The following is a 21,986-nucleotide window of genomic DNA, read 5'->3' on the forward strand; positions in this document are numbered from 1 at the left end:
TATCAGGTTATGCGAGCGATATCGTTAAAAATTGCGATACCCATGATCATAAAGAGAAGCACGCCACCTATTCTGTAACCCCATTCCTGCACCGCTTCAGGCACAGGCTTGCCCGTGATCCACTCCACGATAAAAAACATGAGGTGACCACCGTCAAGCATGGGCAAGGGTAATAAATTTATTATGCCTAAATTTACGCTTATTAAGGCAAGAAAACTCAAAAAGTACGCAAGTCCATACCCAGCACTTGTTCCCGCACCTTGAGCAATTGAGATAGGGCCGCTTAAATTCTTCACAGACACGTCGCCTGTGATGAGCTTTCCTATCATTTCGACACTAAGTGTCATCAGACGCCACGTTTTATCTAGCGCTTTCCCAATAGCCTCTATAATGCCATATTGATGAGTAAACACATACCCTTCAGGCCAAGGCTCGAATGTTGGGCTCACACCTAAATACCCACTTTGCCCTTGTGGTGTATCACGGCGCGCTATCGTGGCATCTAACGTCAGTTGTTGTCCATCCCTTTGTATATCAAGTGATATATTCTCACCGGGACTTTCAACAATCACGTCAACTAGACTTTCCCACGATGACAACTTAGTTCCATTTAATGCAATAAGCTCATCACCGGGTTTTAACCCTGCTTCCTGCGCTGCACTCCCTTCACCTACAAACCCAACCGTTAACGTTGCATCTGGACGATAAGGGGTTAGTCCTAAGCTGCTTAAAGGAGACTCACTATCTGGGTCAAAGTTCCAAGAACCCAGTGTAAAAGTCAGTTCTTTTTCAACGCTTGCTGAATTTTTAACCGTAACACTGGTATTTTCAGCACCAATATTTGAGACAATTTCTAAGTTTACCGCTTCCCAATCAGGTGTATTTCTACTGCCAACTTTAATAATTTCATCACCAGGTTGCACACCAGCAATAGCTGCGATGCTTTCTGACTCAACCTGTTTAACTACTGGCTTAACCGTGTCCAGCCCCACCAAATACATTAACCACAGTGCGAAAAATGCGAAGATAAAGTTAACGCCAGGGCCAGCAGCAATAACCGCCATGCGCTGCAGAACGGGTTTGTTGTTAAACGCTTTATTTTCTAACTCGGGCGGTACGTCATCAATGCGTCCATCGAGCATGCGCACGTAGCCACCCAATGGGATCATAGCGATGACATATTCTGTACCTGACTTACTTGTTTTACGCCATATAGGCTTTCCAAAACCAATTGAGAAGCGCTCTACCTGTACACCACATTTTCGAGCCACATAAAAGTGCCCCCATTCATGTACAGCAACCAAAATACCTAGGGCTACAATGAATGCACCAAGGCTCCATAAAAATGCTAGCACTGGAATTTACCTCGAATAATCTCGTTAGCTTTTGCTCTTGCTAAGCTGTCTTGCTCTAGTATTTGCTGAATAGAATTCACTGACACATAGGGCATAGCATTAAGCGTGGCGTCATTCACTTTGGCAATATCGCAAAACTGAATCTTGCCTTCTAAAAAGGCTTCAACTGCCACTTCGTTTGACGCGTTCACTCGCGTTGTGGCGCATTGCCCTTCCTTACACGCATCAATAGCCAGCTTCAAATTCGGATAACGCTCAAAACACGGGGTTTGAAAACTGAAATTGGCAATGTCAGAAAAGTCGAGCGGCGTTACACCCGCCTCGATTCGCTCTGGATGCGCCAAACCATAGGCGATAGGGGTGCGCATGTCAGGGTTACCCATTTGTGCGATTACCGAACCATCAACATATTGCACCATAGAGTGAATAATACTTTGCGGATGAATGACTACATCGATATCATCCGCGCCAGCACCGAACAGCCAACAGGCTTCAATAAACTCCAACCCCTTGTTCATCATAGTTGCAGAATCGATTGTAATTTTTCTGCCCATTGACCAGTTAGGGTGTGTGCTGGCTTCATCGATGGTAATTGACGAGAAGCTATCAAGCGACCTTTCTCTAAACGGACCACCAGATCCCGTTAAGAGAATTTTACGAATGCCAGATGCAGCCAAATTACCGTATTCATAATCGTGCGGGAGGCACTGGAATATAGCGTTGTGTTCGCTGTCGATAGGAAGGATTTCAGCGCCGCTTTGGTTCGCAGCCTCGATAAATAAAGCGCCAGACATGACCAAAGCTTCTTTATTCGCAAGCAAAACCCGTTTGCCCGCCTTTACCGCCGCCAGTGTAGGCAAAAGGCCGGCTGCACCAACAATTGCAGCCATTACAGCATCAACTTCAGGCGCGCTGGATACTTCTTCCAGCGCCTTAGCGCCAGCAAGAATCTCTGCATCAACTTCATACTGAGATGCTAACTCACAGGCTAGTTTGTAGTTAGCGTCATCAGCAATTACCACATAGCGCGGCGCGCACTTTTGTGCCTGCTCCATAAGCAATTCAAGCTGTGAGTTGCCAGTAATAGCAAATACGCGATATTTTTCTGGGTGGCGGTTTATTACGTCAAGTGTATTACAACCAATGGAGCCTGTGGCCCCTAACACTGTTACTGTCTGCATTACGCCATCCAGGTTACATAGCAGAACGCAAAAACAGGGAATGCGGCAGTTAAGCTATCGATGCGATCGAGCACTCCACCATGTCCAGGGAGAATTTTACCGCTATCTTTAATGCCCGCACAGCGCTTAAGCATGCTTTCGTTTAAATCACCAAGCGCTGAAACAGCAACAGTAATACCACCAATAGCAAGGTGAAGCCAAATACGCGAAGGCTCTACCTGATAGTGAAGAGCCGCAAAAGCGATAATAGCGAACGAGGCTGCAATACCGCCCAATAAGCCTTCTAAACTTTTACCTGGCGATACATTCGGGCGCAGCTTGTGGCGTCCAAATTTTACGCCAACAAAGAATGCTCCTATATCTGCCGCCCAAACGATCCCTAGCACATAGAAAATAAGTGAAGCACCGTAAAACGGGTCTACATCGTGCAAGCTCGTGCGAAGCGCAACAACTGCTACCCATGTTGGAATAAGCGTGAGCGCTCCAAATAAGGTTCTAACACTGCGGCTGTCTTTCCAGAACTTGGAATATTTGGGATAGGCTAGCACCATAAACAGAGACGCTATCCACCATAATACGGCAACCGTTAATATGGCACGGTATAAACCATGTAACTGCCCCTGATACCAAATGGTGCTCGCATCAACAATAAGAGACAAGGCAATACATATAGCAAAGGCACCTGCCATATAAATGAGTTTTTTAGGACGTTCACATACGCCCGACATATTCGCCCATTCATAGGCGCCGATGCCCACGACACCGGCAATGGCTATTTCAAACCAGAATATGGGAAGGAAAAGAATAGCGTAAAGCGCCAGTGGCGCTAGGATTAATGCAGTTATTATTCGTTGTTTTAGCATAATTTGCCCTTGGCTATCGTTACCAGGGCAAGCCTGATAATTGCCTGTATGGTGTTAACCATCGGCTGTGACTACCTGTTCACCGGTTAAACCGAAGCGACGTTGGCGAACATTAAAATCGTCTACGGCCAATTGAAACACGTCTTCGTTGAAGTCGGGCCATAGTACGTCGGTAAAGTACAACTCAGCATAGGCACATTGCCACAGCAAGAAGTTGCTAATACGGTGTTCGCCACCTGTGCGAATAAGAAGGTCTAACTCAGGAAGGTTAGCTGTTGAAATGTGCGCATTCAGTGCGTCTTCACAGATGCTTTCCACATCAAGCTCGCCGCTTTTCACTTGCGTAGCAAGCTGCTTAGCCGCGTTTACAATGTCCCATCTACCACCGTAATTTGCGGCGATATTTAAGACCAAATCTTTGTTGTCTTTGGTCATGTCTTCAGCTTTACGAATTTTTTCGACCAGCTTGGCATCAAACGCCTCAACATCACCAATAACCTGTAGACGTACACCATTTTTGTGTAACCGTTTTGCTTCACTATTGAGGACAAGATTGAACAGCTCCATTAAGACACTGACTTCTTCCTCAGGACGTTTCCAATTCTCACTTGAAAACGCGAATAGCGTAAGTGATTCAATACCGTTTTGACGTGCAAAGCGCACAACAGAACGAACCGACTCTACCCCGGCTTTATGACCAAAGGTACGAATTTTCCCTTTCTTTTGCGCCCATCGACCATTGCCATCCATAATGATAGCAACATGCTTCGGGCCAGCAGATTCTGCTGGCACCTCTGCTTTCGTCGATTTGGCTGCGCTTAAACGCTTTCCAATCATAATACTTACTTATACTTCCATTAGTTCTTTTTCTTTGTCAGCAAGCATGCTGTCAACTTTCTTAATGAAATCGTTAGTAATAGATTGAATGTTCTCTTCAGCTGCACGGCTTTCATCTTCACTGATCTCTTTTTCTTTAAGAAGATCTTTGATGTCACCGTTAGCGTCGCGACGGATATTACGGATAGCGACACGACCACCTTCCGCTTCATTGCGAACAACGCGAATTAGGTCTTTACGACGCTCTTCAGTAAGAGGAGGAAGTGGAATACGAATTGAACCACCTGCACTCATTGGGTTTAAACCCAAATCAGACTGCATAATGGCTTTTTCTACCGCTTGAATGGCACTTTTATCAAACACAGTTAACGCTAGAGTACGGCTGTCTTCTGCAACGACATTAGCCACTTGCTTTAGCGGCGTGTCCACGCCGTAATAAGGTACCATGATGCCATCTAGAAGGCTTGGATGCGCACGACCTGTGCGGATTTTGCTGAATTGGCCCTTAAGAGAAACTAGGCTTTTTTCCATGCGCTCTTGCGCATCTAATTCAATTTCATCAATCACGATTTGTATCCTATTGTTCTTAATTAATCGTTGTCAGCGTGGCGAATAACGGTACCTTCTTTTTCGCCCATTACAACACGCTTCAGGCAACCTGGCTTATTCATGTTGAATACGCGAATTGGCAAGCTATGATCGCGCGCCAAAGTAAACGCTGACAAGTCCATCACTTTAAGTTCTTTTTCTAGTACCTCTTGGTACGTCAGTTCTTCATAAAGCGTTGCTTCTGGGTTTTTCACCGGATCATCGCTGTAAACACCATCAACTTTTGTCGCTTTTAATACCGCATCGGCTTCAATTTCGATGCCACGTAAGCAAGCCGCTGAATCTGTAGTAAAGAAAGGGTTGCCTGTACCGGCAGAGAAGATAACAACGCGGCCTGATTTTAAGAGGCTAATCGCTTCGGCCCAGTTGTAAGCATCACATACGCCGTTAAGTGGAATGGCAGACATCATTCGCGCGTTAACAAACGCTCTGTGAAGCGCATCTCGCATGGCTAATCCGTTCATCACCGTTGCTAACATGCCCATGTGATCGCCCACTACGCGATTCATACCTGCTTTTGCTAGGCCTTCGCCGCGAAACAAGTTACCACCACCAATAACGAGGCCAACTTGAACACCTAGCTCAACCAGCTCTTTAATTTCTTGTGCCATTCTATCTAGCACTTTAGGGTCTATGCCAAAGCCTTCCGCCCCCATTAGGGCTTCACCACTAAGCTTTAACAAAATGCGTCGGTATGCTGATTTTGGTGTGATACTCATAGTTTGAATTGTCCTCGTAAACCCGTTTTGTCCTATGTCTTTCAATAAAGCATTGACGTAAAAAACATAGGACAAAGCGCTTTCGTTTGTCAGGCAGGCGCGTACATACTTCGCCTAGCTTCACACTTACGTAGTGCATTAGCAATACCAAAGATGTTCAGCTATAAAAAAGCACCTCCTAAGAGGTGCTTTGTAGTTTATCTAACTATTGCTTAATGCAAAAGATAAACACTCAATTATTTCTTAGCAGCAGCCATTTGAGCAGCTACTTCAGCAGCGAAGTCTTCAGTCTTCTTCTCGATACCTTCACCAACTTCGAAACGTACGAAGTTGATTACGTCTGCGCTGTTGTTCTTAAGAAGCTCAGCAACAGAGATTGAAGGATCTTTAACGAAAGGCTGACCAGTCAAGCTCACTTCGCCAGTGAACTTCTTCATGCGGCCTGCAACCATTTTCTCAGCGATATCAGCTGGCTTACCAGACTGGATAGCGATTTCGATTTGGATTTCTTTCTCTTTCTCAACAACTTCTGCTGGAACGTTTTCAGGCTTAACGAACTGCGGGCTTGCAGCTGCAACGTGCATTGCAACGTCTTTCGCTAGCTCTTCGTCACCGCCAGTAAGGATAGAGATAACACCAATACGGCCGCCATGTACATACGCGCCTAGTGTATCGCCTTCAACGTTGATAACGCGACGAGGAGAGATGTTTTCGCCGATTTTAGCAACAAGTGCATCACGCGCTTCACTAACTTTAACGCCGTTCATGTCTGCGTCGTTAAGCGCTTCGATGTCATTGATGTTGTTAGCTGCTGCTACTTCTAGAAGCTCGTTACCAAATTTAAGGAAACCTTCGTCACGTGCTACGAAGTCAGTTTCACAGTTAAGTTCAAGCATAGTCGCGCGACCCGCTTCAACCTTAGTAAGGATTACACCTTCAGCTGCGATACGGCCTGCTTTTTTAGCCGCTTTCGCTTGGCCTGATTTACGCATGTTTTCAATGGCTAACTCAATGTCACCATCCGTTTCAACCAGGGCTTTTTTACAATCCAGCATACCTGCGCCAGTACGTTCGCGCAGTTCTTTAACTAGTGCTGCAGTCACTGCCATTTTTCAATTCCTCAGCATTAAATTTTAAATTCGTTAGGTAAAAGGGGCGATACCGCCCCTCAATACGTTTCGTATTATAGCGCTGCCATATTATCTTGATATGACAGCAAGCAGTCAGAATTACTCTGCAGCTTCTACGAAGTCGTCTTGCTCAGCTTGTACTTCAAGGTTGCTTTCGCGACCTGAATTGATAGCGTTAGCAGCAGCATCCAAGTAAAGTTGGATAGCACGGATAGCATCGTCGTTACCAGGAATGATGTAATCAACACCATCTGGGTTAGAGTTAGTATCTACAACACCAACAACAGGGATACCTAGATTACGCGCTTCAGTGATAGCAATGTGCTCGTGATCTGCGTCGATAACAAAGATTGCGTCTGGAAGACCGCCCATGTCTTTGATACCGCCAAGGCTGTTTTCAAGCTTGTCCATTTCGCGCTGAAGCATAAGTGCTTCTTTCTTAGTTAGTTTCTCAAACGTACCATCTTGGCTTTGCTGCTCAAGATCTTTAAGACGTTTGATTGACTGACGTACTGTTTTCCAGTTAGTCAGCATACCACCTAACCAACGCTTGTTTACGTAGTACTGGTCGCACTTAAGAGCAGCATCTTTAACTGCTTCGCCAGCGGCGCGCTTAGTACCAACGAAAAGGATTTTACCTTTCTTAGACGCAACACCTGAAAGGTAGTTAAGTGCGTTGTTGAAAAGTGGAACCGTTTTTTCAAGGTTGATGATATGAACTTTGTTACGAGCGCCGAAGATGAAAGGCTTCATCTTTGGGTTCCAATAACGAGTTTGGTGACCGAAATGCACACCGGCTTTCAGCATGTCACGCATAGAAACATTAGCCATTTTATTTTCCTCTTGGGGTTAGGCCTCCATATACCCCTTGTATCGATTCAGGCCAACCTAAGCGGAACTGAACACCCCGATACGAAGTGACGGTATATGTGTGTTTTAATAAAATAAATTTACCCTCTAAAACGGTGCCAATTACACAGAGCAATATGAGCTTTCCGTCAGGGCGCGCGCTTTATATCACAATCCCATCTAAGCCTCAAGTTTTGAGGGTAAAAAGCGACAATTTGAAGTATTTAGGTTAAAGAAAGAATGCCCCCCTGAACAGGATCACTTTCCATCTCTGCATTTAGCAGATAAACGCCAACAATATCATCACCTTACTAAGATTGACCTGAATAGTGTTATAATGTGTAAGTAATCAAAATTCTTCATCAAACTAGTTTCAAACGATTTGAGAGGCGCTGTGACAGCTATTATCAAAACCCCAGAAGAAATCGAAAAAATGCGCGTAGCCGGCAAGTTGGCAGCAGAAGTACTCACTATGATAGGGCCTTACGTAAAAAAAGGCGTTACCACTGATGAGCTAAATACTATTTGCCACGACTACATCGTCAACGAGCAAAAAGCGGTACCCGCGCCGTTGAATTATGGCCACCCGCCTTTTCCAAAGTCTATTTGCACATCAGTGAACCACTGCATTTGTCACGGTATACCTTCTGATAAGAAACTGAAAGACGGTGACATCATTAATATCGACGTGACAGTTATTAAAGATGGCTATCATGGCGATACATCAAAAATGTTCGTGGTAGGTAAGCCTTCGATCCTTGCCGAACGCCTAATTCGCGTTACTCAAGAATGCTTGTACAAAGCAATTGAGCAGGTGAAGCCGGGCATGCGCCTTGGTGATATTGGTCACATTTGCCAAACCCACGCAGAAGCGCATAACTATTCAATAGTTCGTGAATATTGTGGTCACGGTATTGGTGCAAGCTTCCACGAAGAACCGCAAATTGTTCACTACGGTAAGCCAGGTACGGGCGATGTACTCGAACCAGGCATGTGCTTTACCATCGAGCCTATGGTGAACGCAGGTAAGCGTTATTCAAAAGTACTGCCAGATCAGTGGACTGTTGTAACGAAAGACAGAAGCTTAAGTGCTCAATGGGAGCACACTCTTTTAGTTACTGAAACTGGTGTTGAAATTCTTACGCTTCGAGAGGAAGAGACCTTAGACCGCGTTATTTCGCACGGTTAGTTCTGTTGGTATAGCACGAATAGCGTGTCGAACAACCTATTTACAGCGCAGTCACCAAACGATAGCGCTGTAACGATTTGAATAAAACGGCCGTTTAACTCACGGCCGTTTTTTATTGGCTCGTTAAATCGAACTCCCACGCTCAAATGGCGACAGTGAATCGTCCTTTCCTTTCTTATTTAACTCGCTACACACCTATAACAAAAAACCATAAATATTCACAATTCAACATAACTTATGCATAAATTTGGTACTGCGAACTACTGGTAATTCATGCTATTGTTCATAGCGTCCAAAAAGAAGTCTATCTCAAAGGTGTATTTTGACGCTGCAATCACTGATAAAGAATATCGACACCATAAATTCTGTTGATGAGATCCCTATCATCAAATTGTGCGTGGAATCCAGTTACGCGTGGATCACTGAGTCTTTCGACGCTACGCCAGTCAATCAGCTTGTTACTGGACGGGCACAATTTGTCGATGCGTTGCTTTGCCATCTTTGGCAGCTATATGGCTTAGATACCGTTGACGAATTATCGCTTTGCGCGGTAGGAGGTTATGGCCGTGGTCATTTACAACCTCACTCAGACATTGATTTACTCATTGTTAGCAGAAAAAAGCTCAAGCCCGATGTACAAGAAAAAATCGGCATGTTCATCACCCTTTTGTGGGATATCAAATTAGACGTTGGCCAATCGGTTCGCACCATAAAAGAAACGGTTAAATTAGCGAAAGACGACATAACGATAGCGACCAATTTAGTGGAAAGCCGATTACTTTGCGGCAGTGAAGCCACCTTTGATAAATTGTGGGATGAAGTTAACGGTCGAAACTCATGGTCGAGCAAAGCGTTTTTCTCAGCCAAGTATGACGAGCAAAAAAAACGCCACGCCAAATTCAACGGTACCGCTTATAACCTTGAACCGAACATCAAGGAAAACCCGGGCTGTTTGCGTGATATTCAGTCTATTGGTTGGGTAGCGAAAAAGCATTTCAAAGAATACGACGGCTGGAATCTAGTAGGTCATGGCTACTTTACCGAGCAAGAGCACAGTGAATTAATTGCCTGTCGCATGCATCTTTGGAAAATGCGTTGTGCGCTGCATCTAGTTGCCGGCAGAAGCGAAAACCGTCTGCTTTTCGATTACCAACCTGACGTTGCAAAAATGATGGGCTACGGTGAAGAAGGTAAGGCTTCAGTAGAGAAAATGATGCGGGACTTTTTCCGCACCGTGGCGCGGGTGTCTGAACTGAATCAAATGCTGCTTCAGCGCTTCAAGTACGACATGCTGAACCAAAGCGTTCAGAAGAGCGTGATCATAAACGAAGATTTCGAGCTGCTCGATAATATGATATCGCCACGACACGAAACCGTGTTCTCCTCTCCCGAAGCAATCTTGGACTTTCTGCATTTGGTGGCCAACACGCCAGAGGTACAAGGCCTCAGTACGATTTGCATACGTCAGCTGCGCAACGCTCACCGCGCTTTTGAAGCAGAATACTATGTTGAGCGCCCGCTGTGCCGCGAAAAATTCATGCGCTTAATGAAACAGCCTGAGTTCTTTGATTTTGCATGGGACATCATGCATCAATACGGCATTTTACAAGCTTATCTTCCTGAATGGGATGCCATTGTAGGTATGATGCAGTTTGACTTATTCCATGCCTACACGGTTGACGAGCACACGCATCGACTAGTGAAGCATGTAAATTATTTTTTCTCGAAAGAAAACAAAGATTTTCCGCGCTGCGGCAGAATCTGCAAAAACCTCGACAAACCTGAAATACTTTACATCGCTGCTATTTTCCACGATATCGCCAAAGGTAGAAATGGCGATCATTCCACATTAGGCGCCCAAGATGTAGCAAAGTTCTGTCAGCAACACGATGTTCCCAGCGACGATGCTGAAATGATTGCATGGCTTGTAGAAAACCACCTGCTAATGTCAGTGGTAGCCCAACGCCGTGATATTTATGACCCTGACGTTATAAGCGAGTTTGCTGGCGCGGTAAGAAGCCACAATCACCTTAATTTGCTTTATACGCTCACCCTTGCCGATATTCGTGCCACCAATGACAATCTTTGGAACGACTGGAAAGCATCTTTACTTCGCGAATTATATTTAATGACGCAAAAGGCATTGGATAATGGACTACAGTGTCAAGTAACATTGAACGAGCGAGTAACTACTCACAAACACCAAGCAAGGCAAATTTTGCAAGAGCGCGCTATTGAGCCTGTTGCTATTGATGCATTGTGGGCCCGCCTGGACGACGATTACTTTGTTCGCTTTAAGCCTACGCAAATCGCGTGGCATACTGATGAAATTATTAAAGCTCAGAATGAATGGCTAACACCAGAGCACGATGGTCTGTTAGTAAAGGCAAATGATAACAGTGCGAAAGGTGGCACTGAGGTGTTTGTTTACGGCAAAGATAGAAAAGCATTGTTTGCGCAAGTCGCTTCAGTGCTAGACAGTCGCAACTGTTCAATTCACGACGCCCACGTTACCGTTACCAGAGATGGCTATGTGTTCGATAGCATGCTTATTCTTGAAAATGACGGCAGTCGTATAAGCTCAGAGTCTCGCATTGCGTCCATTGAAAATGCTATTTCTGCCCAACTTGAAAAGCCGGGGCGTTCGCACGAAAATAAGCGTAAATTGCCTCGGCAAATGAAACAACTTGACGTGCCTACTAAGGTACGCTTTTTCAATATCAACGATGAAGCCACGCTTATTGAGTTAGAAGCCCTAGACGCTCCGGGCATTTTAGCTAAAATTGGTCACGCATTCGTTGATACTAATATGACGCTTAAGCTTGCGAAAATTGCCACCATTGGCGAGCGAGCCGAAGATATTTTTATCGTCAGCAATGAGGCTGGCAAAGCATTAACCCAAGAACAACAGGTGAACCTTAAAAAGCGTATCCTGTTTAAACTCGATCAACTTGAAGATATCACAATACCATGAATGAATTGAAAGCCATCATTGAAGACGCCTTCGAAAATCGCGATAGCATTAGCCCTTCATCTGCACCTGATGAAGTGAGAGATGCAGTAGCACAAGCTATTGACCTTTTAAACACAGGTAAAGCACGCGTTGCAGAAAAAATTGCTGGCGAATGGGTAGTACATCAATGGCTTAAAAAAGCTGTTCTACTTTTCTTCCGTCTTCACAACAACGATGTAATTGAAGGCGCCGAAAGTAAGTTTTATGACAAAGTACCGCTTAAGTATACAAACTATACTGCTGAACAGTTTGCAGCCGACGGCGCGCGTATTGTTCCACCAGCAGCGGTACGTACCGGTACATTCGTAGGTAAGAACGCGGTTGTTATGCCTTCTTACGTAAACATTGGTGCGTTCGTTGACGAAGGTACTATGGTTGATACATGGGCGACGGTAGGCTCGTGTGCGCAAATTGGTAAGAATGTTCATCTTTCAGGTGGCGTGGGTATTGGCGGCGTATTAGAACCACTTCAGGCTAACCCCACCATTATTGAAGATAACTGCTTTATCGGCGCCCGTTCTGAAATCGTAGAAGGCGTGATTGTTGAAGAAGGTTCTGTTATCTCAATGGGCGTTTACATCGGTCAGAGCACTCGTATTTATGACCGCGAAACCGGTGAAGTTCACTATGGCCGTGTACCAGCAGGTTCAGTAGTAGTGGCGGGCAACCTGCCAAGCGCAGATGGTAAATACAGCCTTTACGCCGCTATCATCGTGAAGAAAGTAGATGCGAAGACCCGCGCGAAAGTAGGTATCAACGCGCTACTTCGCGGCGTAGAATAAGCAGTACTTCTGGCTTATCGCTAACGGCTCGGGTTAATTTCAATTAGCCGAGCCACATGCTGAAAGACTCACAAATTAAAAGAGGCGCTTATGCGCCTCTTTCTTTTCGTAATCAGAACATCTCTAAGAATTAAGCCAACAGCTTGTCTTTAATGGTGTTGACCCACTCAACTACGTCTTTTTCGGGCTCTAGGGTTTCAATCGCGTCAACCTCTAACATATCGGCAACGGCGTTACCTTGTAGCTCGGTAAGCAACGCATGAAACTGTTTACCTGCACCACAGAAACTTTCGCCATAGCTGCTATCGCCTAGGGCTGCCACCGCGAATGGCTTGCCGGTTAGCATAGGCGATTCGTCTTTCAGATCTGAAAACACAAACTCAAGGTTTGGTGGTACATCGCCCTGCCCTGTTGTAGAGGTAATGATCAAAAGTGCGTCAGCATCAGTAAAATCTGCAACCGACGGGTCGCTTTCAAGTGAGCAATCCACGCCCTGTTCAGCTAAGTTCTCTTCCACCTGCTCAGCTACGTGTTGCGCATTGCCGTAAACTGTACCCGCAATAATTTTCAATGTTGCCATTTTTACCTCTTAAACCAATGATCGTCGCCTTTGTCGACAGGCGGAAATTCTTACTATTTTATCAACCTAAACGCAAAACGGCGCTAATTTTTCGAGCCATAGTCGCATTTCACTGTGCATCTGTGAATTAATCGTTACCCACTTTCCAGTGATAGGATGAGAAAAGCCCATTTGAGTACAACTTAAGGCCAAATTGTTAAAATTAAAGTGCTGCTTGGCGAATTTGTTTTGTTTACCGTCCCCGTGGGTCGTGTCGCCGATAATGGGGTGACGAATATGAACCATGTGCCGACGAAGCTGATGTTTGCGACCGGTACTAGGAGAAAGCTTAACTAGCGAATATCGTGCACTTTGGTATTTGCCCACAGGCTCAGGCACTTCGAATTTTGCCACTGACTGATACATAGTTGATGCAGGTTGTGGCGGCTGCTGCGGGCGCTTATGCTTGTCTGCAATTTTGTCGTAGCGGTATTTTAGGGCGTAATCGATATACCCTGTGTGATGCACAAAACCGCGAACTATAGCGTGATACGTTTTTACTACCTGCTTGTCCATCATCTGCTGTCCAAGCTTTGCTGCAATTTCTGAGCTAAAGCTAAACACCAGCACACCTGAAGTGGGTCGGTCTAAACGATGAGCAGGATAGACGTGCTGGCCTATTTGGTCTCTAAGTGTCTGTACTGCGAACACCGTTTCATGTCTATCAATCGGGCTTCTGTGTACTAGTAGGCCAGGCGGCTTCTCAATCGCGATGATATGTTCATCTTGGTACAGCACAGGTAAATGAAGAGCATTAACGCTATCTTCCTCACCAACGTCTACCTTTCCTATTGTTTGCTCATCTGAATGCACAGTTAATTGGCCTTTTAAATCGTTCTGCATAGTGCGTTGTGTTTACTCACCCAATGTCTCCATTGGCAATATTATCAATAACTTGAAGCTGGGACAGAGTGCGCTGATGCGCCGATGACAGATATATTTCTGCTGCGGGCGCAATTTGCATGGGTGGTAAAGGCATTTCCTGTTTCAACAAAATGCGCATTTTGGGTATAAAAATAAAAGCCAACCAACTCTCAAACGCTAAACAGTCGACCGCAAAAGGAACCGCACTTTCCATAGCATTATTTAGGTCTTGTTCCGAAGGCTCTTCATTTGGCCAAATACCATCCTGATACATGTCTGTTTCTAATTGTATCAATGCTTTACTTAATGCTATGTGATGAGTGCTATTCGTTTTAATCACATCCTCTCCGCAATTCAAAAACGCTTCTATTTCGAAGCGCGCAGTATATCAGGGGCTAAAGGTCAACATAAGTCCGCGTGTCTTATCGTTGAATTTCTTCTGCTGTGATACCATTACCCGTCTTTGTTGGCGGTATCTCATCGATGTGCCCCTTTGAATAGATGTGACAGCCTGGCAAATTTTGATTAAAGCAGTATTTTGGAACGAGTTATGAGCGCTAACGGTATTAATTCTATCAGCGAGTTTTTGTTACATGCAGGCACTGAATATCAGGTTTTTGATTTAGGTCGTCGCCTTGAACCCACCGATAGTCAAACCTTTCTAGAAATAGAAAACGGCAGTGCTTACGCGCCCTACCCTCGTCAGCAGCATGCGTGGTTCGGCATCGTCTTTTGGAATAAAAATGCCTCCACGCAACACTATATTTGGTTTGTGAAACTGCCGCTTGATGAGCAAGGCTTAGTGGTGGCCGCAGCAAGAAATCATTTTCTAGAGATCATAGTTGATGCACTTGGTCAGTCTGTTGCTGAAGATACTGAAAACGCGCAAACTTTGCCTGATAATCCTTATTCGTTTGTTCCCAATCAATCGCAGCTCGCTCAATTTAACGCATTAGTTAAACGCACCCTAAACCAACCTTTAAGTGAAGAGTCGCAGAAAGTTGAGGCCTACATTCAAGCCCCGCAACTTGTTGATTGGCAGCAAATATCCATGCAGAGCGTGGCCGACTTTGTACATAGCCTAAGCCATCACCCCAAACAAGATGTATTAGCGCAGGCAATTAAAAACAACACCTCACTTTACTCGGACGTTTTCCTTAACACATTGATGGAAATGAGTGAAAGCGTTTCTCTGCCTGAAAATTTATTAGCGGCGTATTTGGATGAGATAGATAAAAGTGACGACATCAATTTAGCGGCGTTAAGAGGCACGTCAGAGGGTACCTTTAACCCGACCATTAACAACAAACTACTCGAACTATTAAAAAGCGAAAAGTCGCAGAGGCTTGATATTTTAAGCGTTATTGCAGCACGTCATTTCGAGCAAATGGAACCACTACTGCTTAGTGCCTTTTTAGAGCAGGCGGCAAACGTTGATGAAAAAGAGGGTCATAAAGGCGCCTTATTTGCAGGGTTCTTTTCAGATTTAGTTCAAATCCCGAAGTTACGCAGACAAGTGCTAACACTCCTGCATTCCGAAGCCAACCCTCAGATTCTCAGCAATGCATTTCAACAATTGTTTGCACAAGCGAGAAAGTAAATGACGTTACTTGAGTTAGTGGTGTGGATGGTTATTGGGTTTACTGGCTACCAGTTTTGGCGCATTCGAGCCATTTCTGAGCAAACAAACACTTACCTTAAGCAATACTGCGATAAATACGGTTTACAATTGCTGAGTGTGGCGAGAGCCAAAACACGATTTTCATTCAAATATGGAAAGCCTGACTGGCACAGTGTATTCAACTTTGAGTTTTCGAGTAATGGTGAGGACCGATATACTGGGGAAGTTGAATTGATAGGTGTAAGGGTTATGCGAACAGAGGTGCCGCCGCATAGGGTTTAAGCTTCTATGTCGAAGAGCGTTGGCGGCTCCTAATAGCATTTAGGTCAAGTTTTACAACAAGTGCATACGGATTGATTCTAATAAACGCAAAAAAAGGGAACCTAACGGCTCCCCTTTTTCCTGGAATTTTGAGTATCCTTCTCCGCGATCCTTTGCGACTAAAATCTTCCCGATTAAAATCCGTATACGCCCCTTTCCATCTACTCTCGCGCCTTCCTGCGCGAGCTACACATCCATGCGTAGGTCCCTTTCCTTTTATCCTAATTTACTGTACATCCTTCATACAGTGTTCCTCTTCCTGAGGCTGTCCTTGTCAGACTCCGCTGACGTTCCCTTCCCTCATTCCATTATTTGCTGCACATCCTGCTACAGCTTTGCCAATCCCTTAGCATGTCCCTCTTTCGTCCTTGGTTTGCTCGTCCATGCAAACTAGAAATTCCTTAAAGGCTATCCTGCCGTTGGCTCCTTGCCTCTAGCTCCTTGCTAGCTCTCGTCCATTTTTCCCTGCTACATCCTGTATGCGAAGTCCTTTCACGTTTTACGTCCCTGAATCCCTTTATATCCTTTAGAATCCGTTTCTAACATCCTGTTAATGCAGTGTCCTATCTGCTTTCCTTTCCCTTTCCCCACTGCCTTGTGGGAGTCTCATCCTTAAGTTGTCCTAACTTATTCCGTTGATGATCCTTGACTCAATCCGTGACTCGTCGTGTTTCCTTGTGACATGTTCATAGTATCCCTTCCAATTATTACCGCCATATTGAATTACAGAGATTTAAGAAAGATTCTTGTACGACTTTTGACTAATTTTTAGAAACTTCAATATAATCAATGACTTTATACTTTAGTATAAATTAATCTTTCATCATTTAGGTAAGATCACTCACAGCGTTTGTAGGAAATGTCTTACAAACGCTGTAGTAAATTTGGTGTAAAAATTAGAACTGCCACTGGTGAGGTTTTGGTAGGAGTATCACATCGAATAAAAAAGCATCATTTTAATCTGAACATTACCTCACCGTTCACATGAGAGAGGCTTAATTGTCCTACAACCTGATAATTGTCATCGTTAAAGAAAGCCCGATGTTTTTCTATGGTCACGAATACCGAAACACCCTCACTTTTTTCATCTTCCTCTACCACGCTATCAATAGCGCCAAGTAAAATATGCCCAAGCCCATGATGTTGATAATCTGGATGTACTGCAATGAAACTCAGCATGTGGAAGTTATCGGCGGGAACTAATGTTCGCACTTTTTCTTCTTTTTCTAGCATTTGCTTTGTACCGAACAAACCTGCCGTCAAAAGCATCCGCAGTCTCCAGTGCCAGTAACGTCCTGAGCCAAATGCTGCATCGGGCGCGGTCAAGCATGCAACGGCAACAAGCCGCTCATCATCGAACAGGCCAATCATCGGCTGCTCTGCAACCCAAAATGCATTGAGCTCTTCACGGATAGCTGACCGTAGACGGCTCTCATAACCTTCTTTTTCTGCTTGGAAAATGTCAATGAACAATGGGTCATCTACATACGCATTGTAAAGAATAGAGGCGGCAACTTTGAGATCATCTACAGATAGATAGATGGCTTTAACCGTGTCTTGCAAGGGGGCTATTGCATTATTAATAACATCAGTATTCATCAGGGGCTCCTTGTACGCAAAGTTATACAGCTGCTTTTACCCACTTAAATAAAATGGGAGAAGTGGACACTACCGCACAACTTTTATCATTGCGCCAACCACCCACTTAAACTGATTAAACTTTAGCCTACGCGAAAAACCCCTAAATGTTAACTTTTTATTAACATTTAAGGGTAGTAAGTAATGCCTACTTTCGTAATCAATTACCAACTAACGATTATTAGTGCATTAAGCTATAAGCACTGTCACCCCAGCCAACTAAGTTTCCATTTCTGAAAACCAACGGCGTACACTCGTCTTTTGTGGTGATACCATCGCCCATCGTTTTTTGAGTTCGGTAGTAAAGTACGCGATATGTGCCGTCTTGCTTTTCGAACAGTTCGTTAAAATCCGCTACGCCCATTTTTCTCAATACACTTTCATAAGTTGTCCCTGTTTCAAGATTCGCAATGTGTTTACGATTGTTAAACTCTCTGTCTTCCCAATCAGCACCATAGTGACTGTCTGAACCGCCACCTACTGACACGACGCAACCTGAAAGCAAAACTGAAGATGCCAAAGCTACTGAAAGAAGAACCGTTTTCATGTGAATTCCTTATTTATGTGTGTTGTTTTTATTCGATACTACGCCTACTTTGTGAACCGACACTGAATAGACATAAATACGCTAACGTAAGCACCACTGCGTTTATGCGTGATAATGTAATTTATGTTTGATAAACAAGATTAAGGCCAAAAATTAAACCATTGATTTTTATAACAATCTTAATAACACCAATCTACGAAGGCTTTGAAAAATAGTGAAATCAGTAACTTATTAGTGAAATTGACTACGTAGACAGGCTACACTGCGACTATTCATGACTTTGAACCATTTTCGTATTATGAGTAACGCTAACCTGCAGCAACTTCACGTTTTGTGCCTTCAAATGCATAAAGAAGGAAAAACACCGTCCGTAGGCATTTTACGTGCAAAAGCTCCCTTTAAGGTATCGGTAACCGAAGCTATTGAAGCGATTAAGCGATTTAACGCACACAAACCTAAGCTAGAGGTATCTAACGACGAAAACGTAGCACAACAAAATCCTGTCGCCACAACTGATGAGCCGGGCAATTTGCATGCACGGATAGAATTGTTAGAAAAAGAAGTGGCGGAGTTGAAGCGGGCGCTACAACAAATTATTAACGCCCAATAGCTTTTAGTCTTGCAGGCCGGTAATTTTAGGTCTGATTGACGTCAGTCAAAGCGTTAACATCATATAGCAGGTGTAAGTTGCTCAATAAACACCGCAAGAGATGGCGCAAGAATTTTGGCAGGCTCTCTGCCAACCTGCTCGAGTGCCACTTCGCCACTTTCGTTGACAACGGTTAAAATAAAATCTTCTTCGTCAGTTAAACCAAAAAACAATGTTGGCGCTTGCCTAAGTCTTTGCTTCATCAACAAATGCCCAATCAAGTTTTGCTGAAGTCGCTCGAAATCTTCAAAATTGAAAACTTGAAGCAATTCACAGCGACCTTGCGGGGCGTTAGCCTTTAAATTATCGCTGTAGTAACGAGTAAAATACTCGCAGTAGTCAGGATTTAGTTTTAGCGATAATGCCTCTTCAACATTACTGAAAGACTGCACAGGCGATTGAAGCGTAGGAGACCATCTAACAAGTTCACCGTCTTGCGCCGTCGTCTCATAGCACGGCGAAGGCCACTCGCTATCATATGCTATCTTGAGTCCCTCGCCCTCGGCCTGTTCGACATAAGATGATACAAATTTATCTAATTGTGCTGAAATTGTTAGAGCCATTATGACGTTACCTGCGTATTTTTGGGGTACACTATACAACTAAACAGTTAAGTCAATACTGGGGTTAATTCTACTGCGCCGTAAGACTCTGTGCCACAGTGCAGTTCAACAATTTAAATCCCGCGTAGATACATAAAAGGTTCTTATGTCGACGGACAACTCACCTCAAAAAATTACTATCTCTGCACCTGATGACCTCTCTTTGGGTAAACAGGTTGACTATGAATTTGAATATAATCCTGATTTGTTGCAAGGCGTGCCGCGCAGTTTAAGTCGTGATACGTTGAACTTGGCTGGCTCAGGTTTACCTTTTGATGGTATTGACACTTGGACAGGGTACGAACTTTCTTGGCTTAATTTAAAGGGTAAACCTAATGTGGCAATTTTAGAATGCCACGTTCCTATTACCTCAAAGAACCTAATCGAATCAAAATCATTTAAGCTATATTTGAATAGCTTCAACCAAACAAAATTCGCTTCAGCAGAGGACGTACGACAAGTGCTTCAAGCGGATTTGTCAGCGTGCGCAGGAGAGCCTGTCGAGGTAAAGCTAATTCTTCCAGAGCAGTTTTCTTCGCTACAATTCCAAGAATTTAACGGAACCTTGTTAGATAGTCTGGATGTAGAAATCGATCAATATTCCCCTAATACTCAATATTTGACGGTTGCGAAAAATGAAACAGGAGTTGAAGAAACACTTGTGTCACATTTGCTTAAATCTAATTGTTTAATCACAAGTCAGCCAGATTGGGCTAGTATTCAAATAAGGTACAAGGGAAATGCGATTGAACACGAAGGGCTTTTGAAATATCTAATTAGCTTTAGGCAACACAACGAATTTCATGAGCAATGCGTTGAGCGCATTTACAACGACATCATGCAGCATTGTCAGCCAGATAAGTTAACCGTTTGTGCGCGTTACACACGACGAGGAGGTTTAGATATCAACCCTTTCCGTTCAAATTACGAAGCGCCTTATGCTAATCATCGTCAAGCACGTCAGTAATATAACGGTGAAGTACCTACCAACGCTACCTAAGCCGCGGCAGTAATAGCGAATTAGAACAAAGACGAGATTATGGAAGCAAAACAACTACAAACCCTAAAACAAAATAACGCGCTTCTTTGTCAGTTTATTGTGAAACTCTCAGCATTTTATGAGGGCTTCTCGGATAAGATCGATACTGAACTTAAGGTGTTACGAGGCCACCTTTCAGGCACACCTAATTTTAGTCTTGCCGCTGTGAGCATAGAGAAACTCAACAAATTACTTCAGCATCAAGAAATAACGCTTAGAAAATACAGTGTTGATACTGTTTCATCGCTAGAAGATGCAATGAAACAACTACAGAAAATAGTATTTGAAGATACTGAATTAAAAGGGTTAACCACGCAGGAATTGATTAAGCTAAATCAACCTGTAGATGATATCTTCAGTATTTACAAACTCTATTCAAAAGCCATTGCGCTTCACCGCATTGCGCTCAACAAGGAAATGGTTGGACTAGAGCCATCTGAAACCACAGAAACTAAGTCCACTAACAATGAAAGCACATCGGCTCGTTCGATTAAAGATGATAACCCTCACTACCGTTCTATTTTGGTTGAGCTTAATCACCTTATTGCTTCTTATGCGCAAAAAAAACCTAACGATCAACAACTCAATGATATAAAACAACGTCTTGATGAAGGCATGGATGAAGACCAGCTGCTTAAAAGCTGCGTTGTAATTTTGCGCATGATCGTTCAAGACGCTATGTCAGAGGCGAGCTTAACAGGAAAAGTGATTCAGAGTCTGCACCGTTCATTAGGTGAAGTGAGTAGCGACGTCAGCAATACGATCCAAGGCAGCCAAGCCCAGTTCCAGCAGCGCCAAGCTGGTAATGAGCAACTTAAACGCGACATTATTCACATCGAAGAAGCCGTATCGGAAAGCAGTTCTCTAGAAGCACTTAAAGAGCAGACACAGTTTCGCGTAGAAAAGCTTGTGACTACATTAAGCGAGCAACAAAGCAACGATCAGCAAGGTCAAGAAGCGCTAATGGCACTGCTCTCTTCTATGCAATCGCGAATAGATACACTTCAGCAGCAAACCAGCGTCTATAAAAAGAAGCTGGCCGAACAAGCAATGCAAAGCCGCACCGACCCGCTCACTCGGCTTCCAAACAGGCAGGCGTATAATGAGAGACTAGAAGCTGCTTTCACTAAATTTAAAGAAAATGGTGACTTGCTTGCGGTCGCCGTTGTGGATATTGATCATTTCAAGTCAATCAACGATAGATTCGGGCACGCAGCAGGCGATAAAACCCTTCAGGTAGTGAGTAAATTCTTAAAGCAAAGTTTGTCCGAAAATGATTTTATTGCCAGGTGGGGAGGAGAAGAGTTCGTAATGCTACTGCCTCAGGCGCAGATGGCAGATATAGATAAAAAGCTTAATGAAGTTAGAACTAAACTTGCTGCAATGCCGTTTAAATTCAAGCAAGAAAAAGTAAAAATCACCGCATCTTTTGGCGCAACCTGTTTCAATGACAATGATACTACCGAAACTGTGTTTGAACGCGCCGATGAATACCTCTATAGAGCAAAACGAAACGGCCGCAACCTCGTAGTCACTGATTTAAGCACTGACTTATAGGA

Annotated in this window: 22 protein-coding genes; 8 read left to right on the forward strand and 14 right to left on the reverse strand. The window is 44.1% G+C overall.

The annotated features are described in order from the left end of the window. Window positions 1-2: 2 nt before the first annotated feature. From rseP to rpsB, 8 genes are all read right to left on the reverse strand, one after another. Complete coding sequence (gene rseP / locus RJ41_RS16885; RefSeq protein WP_039223243.1) at window positions 3-1,355, reverse strand: sigma E protease regulator RseP; 1,353 nt, start codon at window positions 1,353-1,355, stop codon at window positions 3-5. Next, window positions 1,349-2,536: a 1-deoxy-D-xylulose-5-phosphate reductoisomerase gene (gene ispC, locus RJ41_RS16890; RefSeq protein ID WP_039223245.1), complete on the reverse strand. Its 1,188-nt coding sequence runs from the start codon at window positions 2,534-2,536 to the stop codon at window positions 1,349-1,351. Before ispC ends, rseP begins: the two co-directional genes overlap by 7 nt. After that, window positions 2,536-3,399: a phosphatidate cytidylyltransferase gene (locus RJ41_RS16895; protein WP_014948557.1), complete on the reverse strand. Its 864-nt coding sequence runs from the start codon at window positions 3,397-3,399 to the stop codon at window positions 2,536-2,538. The genes ispC and RJ41_RS16895 overlap by 1 nt, the downstream gene beginning before the upstream one ends. 54 nt (window positions 3,400-3,453) lie before the next feature. After that, window positions 3,454-4,236 (reverse strand): polyprenyl diphosphate synthase, encoded by a 783-nt coding sequence (gene uppS, locus RJ41_RS16900; protein WP_014948556.1) that lies wholly within the window; start codon window positions 4,234-4,236, stop codon window positions 3,454-3,456. 9 nt (window positions 4,237-4,245) lie between these two features. Next, window positions 4,246-4,803 carry a ribosome recycling factor gene (gene frr / locus RJ41_RS16905; RefSeq protein WP_014948555.1) on the reverse strand — a complete coding sequence of 186 codons (558 nt, stop codon included), beginning with the start codon at window positions 4,801-4,803 and terminating at the stop codon, window positions 4,246-4,248. 23 nt (window positions 4,804-4,826) lie between these two features. Then, window positions 4,827-5,564: a UMP kinase gene (gene pyrH, locus RJ41_RS16910; protein WP_014948554.1), complete on the reverse strand. Its 738-nt coding sequence runs from the start codon at window positions 5,562-5,564 to the stop codon at window positions 4,827-4,829. A 236-nt stretch (window positions 5,565-5,800) separates the two neighbouring features. Continuing rightward, the gene (tsf, locus tag RJ41_RS16915) at window positions 5,801-6,673 is read right to left on the reverse strand and encodes a translation elongation factor Ts (protein ID WP_014975850.1); all 873 of its coding nucleotides are present in this window, start codon (window positions 6,671-6,673) and stop codon (window positions 5,801-5,803) included. A gap of 120 nt (window positions 6,674-6,793) precedes the next feature. After that, window positions 6,794-7,525, reverse strand: a complete 732-nt coding sequence (rpsB, locus tag RJ41_RS16920) for a 30S ribosomal protein S2 (RefSeq protein WP_039223249.1) — start codon at window positions 7,523-7,525, stop codon at window positions 6,794-6,796. A gap of 412 nt (window positions 7,526-7,937) precedes the next feature. On the opposite strand from rpsB, the gene map reads away from it, so the two are divergent. From map to dapD, 3 genes are all read left to right on the forward strand, one after another. After that, a complete protein-coding gene (gene map, locus RJ41_RS16925; protein WP_039223252.1) occupies window positions 7,938-8,732 on the forward strand; it encodes a type I methionyl aminopeptidase in 795 nt (264 codons plus the stop codon). Window positions 8,733-9,054: 322 nt separating this feature from the next. Further along, the gene (gene glnD / locus RJ41_RS16930; RefSeq protein WP_039223255.1) at window positions 9,055-11,706 is read left to right on the forward strand and encodes a [protein-PII] uridylyltransferase; all 2,652 of its coding nucleotides are present in this window, start codon (window positions 9,055-9,057) and stop codon (window positions 11,704-11,706) included. Continuing rightward, on the forward strand, window positions 11,703-12,527 hold the full coding sequence (dapD, locus tag RJ41_RS16935; protein ID WP_014948549.1) for a 2,3,4,5-tetrahydropyridine-2,6-dicarboxylate N-succinyltransferase: 825 nt from the start codon (window positions 11,703-11,705) through the stop codon (window positions 12,525-12,527). Before glnD ends, dapD begins: the two co-directional genes overlap by 4 nt. 130 nt (window positions 12,528-12,657) lie before the next feature. On the opposite strand, the gene RJ41_RS16940 is transcribed toward dapD, so the two are convergent. The 3 genes from RJ41_RS16940 to RJ41_RS16950 all read right to left on the reverse strand — a co-directional run bounded on the left by RJ41_RS16940 (window position 12,658) and on the right by RJ41_RS16950 (window position 14,350). Further along, the gene (locus tag RJ41_RS16940) at window positions 12,658-13,107 is read right to left on the reverse strand and encodes a flavodoxin domain-containing protein (protein ID WP_039223258.1); all 450 of its coding nucleotides are present in this window, start codon (window positions 13,105-13,107) and stop codon (window positions 12,658-12,660) included. Window positions 13,108-13,173: 66 nt separating this feature from the next. Then, window positions 13,174-13,989: a tRNA pseudouridine(65) synthase TruC gene (gene truC / locus RJ41_RS16945; protein WP_239219865.1), complete on the reverse strand. Its 816-nt coding sequence runs from the start codon at window positions 13,987-13,989 to the stop codon at window positions 13,174-13,176. A gap of 16 nt (window positions 13,990-14,005) precedes the next feature. Beyond that, the gene (locus RJ41_RS16950) at window positions 14,006-14,350 is read right to left on the reverse strand and encodes a YqcC family protein (RefSeq protein ID WP_231506420.1); all 345 of its coding nucleotides are present in this window, start codon (window positions 14,348-14,350) and stop codon (window positions 14,006-14,008) included. Window positions 14,351-14,560: 210 nt separating this feature from the next. Here RJ41_RS16950 and RJ41_RS16955 point away from each other — a divergent pair, with 210 nt between their 5' ends. Further along, window positions 14,561-15,610 carry a DUF3549 family protein gene (locus tag RJ41_RS16955; protein ID WP_039223261.1) on the forward strand — a complete coding sequence of 350 codons (1,050 nt, stop codon included), beginning with the start codon at window positions 14,561-14,563 and terminating at the stop codon, window positions 15,608-15,610. Next, a complete protein-coding gene (locus RJ41_RS16960; RefSeq protein WP_039223264.1) occupies window positions 15,611-15,913 on the forward strand; it encodes a DUF3301 domain-containing protein in 303 nt (100 codons plus the stop codon). 990 nt (window positions 15,914-16,903) lie between these two features. Here the strand turns inward: RJ41_RS16960 and RJ41_RS16965 are convergent. Both RJ41_RS16965 and RJ41_RS16970 read right to left on the reverse strand, forming a co-directional pair. Then, a complete protein-coding gene (locus RJ41_RS16965) occupies window positions 16,904-17,551 on the reverse strand; it encodes a GNAT family N-acetyltransferase (protein WP_039223267.1) in 648 nt (215 codons plus the stop codon). A 220-nt stretch (window positions 17,552-17,771) separates the two neighbouring features. Further along, window positions 17,772-18,137 carry a DUF3192 domain-containing protein gene (locus RJ41_RS16970; RefSeq protein ID WP_014948542.1) on the reverse strand — a complete coding sequence of 122 codons (366 nt, stop codon included), beginning with the start codon at window positions 18,135-18,137 and terminating at the stop codon, window positions 17,772-17,774. A 274-nt stretch (window positions 18,138-18,411) separates the two neighbouring features. Between RJ41_RS16970 and RJ41_RS16975 the strand changes: the two genes are divergently transcribed. Beyond that, window positions 18,412-18,747: a hypothetical protein gene (locus RJ41_RS16975; RefSeq protein ID WP_039223273.1), complete on the forward strand. Its 336-nt coding sequence runs from the start codon at window positions 18,412-18,414 to the stop codon at window positions 18,745-18,747. 59 nt (window positions 18,748-18,806) lie between these two features. Here RJ41_RS16975 and syd read toward each other — a convergent pair whose 3' ends face one another. After that, window positions 18,807-19,349: a SecY-interacting protein gene (gene syd, locus RJ41_RS16980; RefSeq protein WP_039223276.1), complete on the reverse strand. Its 543-nt coding sequence runs from the start codon at window positions 19,347-19,349 to the stop codon at window positions 18,807-18,809. A 145-nt stretch (window positions 19,350-19,494) separates the two neighbouring features. Here syd and queF point away from each other — a divergent pair, with 145 nt between their 5' ends. Next, a complete protein-coding gene (queF, locus tag RJ41_RS16985) occupies window positions 19,495-20,355 on the forward strand; it encodes an NADPH-dependent 7-cyano-7-deazaguanine reductase QueF (protein ID WP_052235500.1) in 861 nt (286 codons plus the stop codon). A gap of 72 nt (window positions 20,356-20,427) precedes the next feature. Beyond that, window positions 20,428-21,984, forward strand: coding sequence for a diguanylate cyclase (locus tag RJ41_RS16990; protein WP_039223278.1), 1,557 nt, complete (start codon window positions 20,428-20,430; stop codon window positions 21,982-21,984). Window positions 21,985-21,986: the final 2 nt, after the last annotated feature.

It is taken from the genome of Alteromonas marina, assembly GCF_000808575.1.
Lineage (GTDB): Bacteria > Pseudomonadota > Gammaproteobacteria > Enterobacterales > Alteromonadaceae > Alteromonas > Alteromonas marina_A.